The sequence below is a fragment of the Kitasatospora sp. NPDC017646 genome (assembly GCF_044329365.1).
Lineage (GTDB): Bacteria > Actinomycetota > Actinomycetes > Streptomycetales > Streptomycetaceae > Kitasatospora.
The window spans coordinates 1-2,802 of record NZ_JBIRJC010000121.1; the positions used below are offsets into that span (position 1 = coordinate 1).

Consider the following 2,802-nt stretch of genomic DNA (forward strand, 5'->3'; position numbering starts at 1 on the left):
ACAGGCACGTCACCATCAACGCTCCACGACCCGCTCCGGACACCGCCTCCGTGCCGAATCACCTCAACGAAGCACCTGCGAAAGACAGGACTAGGGGTTGGTCTGCCCGCTCCCGCGCCTGCGATCGCCGACGGCGCCACGCTCTTCGTCAACCCGGCCACGGGCTGCACCGACACGGGCAGCGGATCCCAGGCCGCGCCGTTCTGCACCATCCAGGCCGCAATCGACGCCGCCCGGCCCGGCCAGACCGTCCAGGTGGCTGCGGCGAAGTACCCCGAGCAGGTCACACTCAGCCACTCGGGAGAGCGGGGTAAGCCGATCACCCTTCTGGGCGGCAACATTCGCAACGGCCTCAAGACACTTCCGCTCGTCGGGGTCAACCCGGGCGGCACGAACCCGAGCCACGGCTTCGTTCTCAACGGCGTCCACGACGTGATGATCACGGGTTTCGGCATTGGGGGCGCCCTCGGATCCGTCGAGCTCGCTGACACCCAACAGGTGACCCTGGACGGCAACATCATGGGCGGCGGAACGTCGGCCGGCCCGCAGACCGCCGGCGTCCACCTCGGCGGGGCAACCCGGGCCAACACGATCAGCCGGAACATCATGAGGGGTCGCGCCCACACCGCCATCGCCGTCGACGCAGGTGTGACCGGCACTGTGCTCAGCACCAACGCTGTAGACAACCAGGCGGGCGGGGCCGGCATCCAGGTCACCGACGCCCCGGGGACGGTGATCACGAGCAACACCGTAAGCTCGGTCTGCGGTCCGGCCATCGGCCTGCTGGGCGACTCGTCCGGGGCCGTGGTCGAGAACAACGTCCTCGCCACCGCCTCCGACACCGGCCATAACGCCCCTGCCTGCGCCCCGGAGCAGAGCACGGTCAAGCTCTCCGTCTCGGCCGCCTCGGTGCCGAGTATCGTCGCCGACTACAACCTGGCCGACTCCTTTGCCGATGGGCCGATCTACAGCTGGGCGGGCAGCAGCTACGCCACCGCGGCCGACTTCACCAAGTCCGTCCCGCAGCAGGGTGCCCACGACCTCACGGCCGATCCGCACCTCTCGGGGAACATCGACACGGCACTTCCCATCGGCTCGAACTCCCCGGGCATCGACTCGGCCGACGCCGACGCACCCGGCGAACTCAGCACCGACCTCTACGGCTACCAGCGGATCGACGACCCCTACGTCGCCAACACCGGTACCGGTTCGAAGGTTTACGACCGGGGCGCATTCGAGTTCACGACCTCGTCCCGCTGGATCGGGGTCCTGAGCCAGCCGCAGGGGATTACAGCCGGGGCGTCGGCCACCTTCTCGATCCGTGACCAGGAAACCTGGTCACCGGTCGTCTCCTACAACCTTGATTTCGGTGACGGAACTCCGATCGTGACGACCACGCAGCTCGCGGTTCAGCACACCTACCAGACAGCGGGTTCCTACCGGATCACAGTCGTCGCCACCGAGCAGAACGGCGACACCACCGCTGGTGACGACACGGCGAAGGTCGGGCCGCCCGCCCCGCTCGTCCCTTAGTAGGGTCGGGGACTGGCGCGGTGGCCGATGCTCCGTTTCCAGTCCCCGCCGCTTCAAATTCCGGCCCGCGAGTCCGTGTTTCCGGCTGGCGAAGATCGCCAGCCGCTCGTGGACGTAGCCGTCGACCGCGTTGAACTCATGGCAGCCCCGTCCGGGCCGAAATCCGTAGGACCTCGGCTCGAACCGGGCCTCCCACTCGGGCTCCAGGGCGTTCTTCACGCGTGCCTGCTGCACGCGGTCCGCGAGCACCGGAATCCCCAGGGGGCGCTGTTTCCCATTCGCCTTCGGGATGAAGACCCGCTTGACCGGCAGGACTTCGAGGGGCGAGGCGTGGCGGTGCAGCCGCTCCGCCAGCTCCCCTCGATCGCGGGAGGTCAAAGCGACCTCTCCGTCGACCCCCGCCGTTTTGCGGCCAGCGTTGCGCTGCGTGACCTGCCGCACGCTGACCAGCGTGTTGCTTCGGCTCCGCAGCATCAGCTTCTGCAGATTGCGGACCTTCTTGAGGTCCCCTTCCTTCGTCGCCTTGAAGATCCTCTGCCTCAGTCGCCGTACGTGGTCCTCGTGAGTGCGCCAGCTGATGGCGTCCCAGTCGGGGGCCGCGTCCTTCGGTCCGTTCACTCCGAGGGCCGCCATCGCAAGAGCGAATGCGTATGCCGTCATCTGTGTCCAACTTGTCCTTCGGTTCCGGTACTTCAGCTTTGGTACATCAAAGGCTCACCCGGTCCACGTCAGCTCCCTTTCGGGCCAGGCAGCTGCCTGTATCCGGCCGGTTATGCGAGACGACCGCGAAGGGTGCGGCCATGTTGTCCCGGTTTCCCGTCGCCTTTCGGCGTACCGGCATTGGCTTCTTGGACCGTCCTACTCCCGCCGGGGAGTTGGGCCTCCCTCGCGGTCGGCTTACCGAGACAAGTCCCGGACCCCGACGGGGTTTTCACGTTCCGCATGGCCGAGATCCGGCCGGGGTGGGCGCTCTCTGCACCCCGGGGCGGCGGTGTTCTGCACGGCTGGCTCCTAGTCACCAGCCGCCGCCTGCCGTTTCGCAACGGCCAGCCCTGCCCCCGGCGTTTCATCCCATCTCCGGGGGTATCGATGTCGAGGCATCAACGAGAGTTCGCGTCTGCTCACCCGTCCGGCCTTCCCCTTGCCTGTAGCTCCCGGATGGAGCGGGAGCCCTTTGAATCGCTGCGGGTTCTGTAGAGACTCTAGGTTGTGGCTGTGACCTGCAGGTTTGGTTGTTGTTGGCTGTAGTACGCGGCTTCGTACTCGACG

1 protein-coding gene and 1 pseudogene are annotated in these 2,802 nt (G+C 67.0%); one reads left to right on the plus strand and one right to left on the minus strand.

Features of this window, described 5'->3' with window-relative positions; translation table 11 throughout:
* Window positions 1–1,533: PKD domain-containing protein (locus ACH4J0_RS43010; protein ID WP_396246635.1), on the plus strand; the 1,533-nt coding region annotated here is incomplete at its 5' end.
* Window positions 1,534–1,668: 135 nt separating this feature from the next.
* Here the strand turns inward: ACH4J0_RS43010 and ACH4J0_RS43015 are convergent.
* Window positions 1,669–2,193, minus strand: a pseudogene (locus tag ACH4J0_RS43015) (reverse transcriptase N-terminal domain-containing protein); the annotation flags it as partial.
* Window positions 2,194–2,802 lie beyond the last annotated feature (609 nt).